2 protein-coding genes are annotated in these 1,501 nt (G+C 63.8%); both read left to right on the top strand.

Going from position 1 to position 1,501, the window contains the following annotated elements:
• Positions 1–429: ABC transporter ATP-binding protein (locus GGQ99_RS25985; RefSeq protein WP_183264796.1), on the top strand; the 429-nt coding region annotated here is incomplete at its 5' end.
• Positions 426–1,466, top strand: coding sequence for an ABC transporter ATP-binding protein (locus GGQ99_RS25980; RefSeq protein WP_183264795.1), 1,041 nt, complete (start codon positions 426–428; stop codon positions 1,464–1,466). The genes GGQ99_RS25985 and GGQ99_RS25980, both read left to right, overlap by 4 nt.
• The last annotated feature ends 35 nt before the right edge of the window (positions 1,467–1,501 follow it).

Genomic DNA, 1,501 nt, shown 5'->3' with positions numbered 1-1,501 from the left:
GTGACGGTTCAGGCCCAGATCCTGCGCCTGCTCAAGGATCTGCAGCGCCGGCTCAACATGGCCATGGTGTTGATCACCCACGACATGGGCGTGGTCGCAGGTGCCGCCGACAACATCGTCGTCATGTATGCGGCACGCGCCGCGGAACGCGGTCCGGTGGACAAGGTCCTGGTCACGCCCCGCCACCCCTACACACGCGGCCTCATCAACGCGATTCCGAAACGGGAAGATCCGATCGGCTCGCAGTTCCGCGGCCTTCCAGGCATTCCGCCGACGCTCGGCGCTCCGTTCAAGGGTTGTGCGTTTGCACCACGCTGCGACTTTGCGGTCCCCACATGCACGGCCAGCCGGCCGCCCTTGGTGCCCTCGGCGGACGGTTCTGTCTTCGTCGCTTGCCCCGTCGTCAATGAAGGAAAGGCAGCAGCATGACACAAGGACCTGTTCTTAAAGTCGAAAACCTGCAAACCAGGTTCAAGAGCGTCCAGCGTGGCAAGTTCGTGCATGCTGTCGACGATGTCTCGATCGAACTCTTTCCCGGCGAAATCGTTGGCCTGGTCGGCGAGTCCGGCTGCGGAAAGTCGACGCTCGGGCGCACGATCGTCGGGCTCGAGAAGGCAACCTCTGGACGCGTGCTGCTTAATGGCGTAGACCTCAGCACGCTTTCGGGCGCAGCTCTCCGCGACAGCCGCAGGGCGCTGCAATACGTGTTCCAGGATCCGTATTCGTCCCTCAATGACCGCCAGACGGTCGGGGAAGCCATCGACGAGGCCCTGCAGATCGACGGGATCAAGTCCAGGGCCGACCGCGAGCGCCGCACCAAGGAGCTTCTCGACCAGGTCGGCCTGGCGGATGTCGTGAAGGATCGCCATACGCGTGAGCTGTCCGGTGGCCAACGCCAGCGCGTTGCCATTGCTCGTTCCCTTGCGGTCAATCCACGGGTGTTGATCTGTGATGAACCGGTCAGCGCACTGGACCTTTCGATCCGGGCCCAGGTGATGAACCTGTTCCTGCGGCTGCAGAAGGACCTCGGCGTGGCCTGCCTGTTCATCGCCCACGACCTCGAATTGGTCAGGCAGGCGGCCTCGCGCGTGTACGTCATGTATCTTGGAAAGATCGTGGAGCACGGGCCGTCGCAGGAGCTCTACGACCATCCTAGCCATCCCTACTCGCAGATGCTGTTGGCCTCTGTTCCAGAAGCCAACCCCATCGCCGAGAGGCAGCGCAAGGTCCCGCTGATGGTGGGCGAGGTGCCGAGCCCGACAAATCCGCCTTCTGGCTGCAGGTTCCGCACCCGCTGCCCCATGGTGGTCGACGACTGCAAGCAGCAGGTGCCGCCGGCCCTCAAGCTGTCCCCGGGGCACGATGCGGCCTGCGTGTTTGCCAAGGATCTCCACCGAGGCAAGCGATCGGCTCTGCGTGAGGCGGAAGCAAATGCAGAGCGTGTTGGGGCCCTGGTTCCCTCCTGACCAGGACTCCCGAAGCCATCCGGTGCGATGACCCA

This window comes from Aminobacter niigataensis, assembly GCF_014200015.1.
Classification (GTDB): Bacteria; Pseudomonadota; Alphaproteobacteria; order Rhizobiales; family Rhizobiaceae; genus Aminobacter; species Aminobacter niigataensis.
Note: the sequence above shows the minus strand (reverse complement) of the source record. Positions and strands in the feature narration are given on the sequence as shown.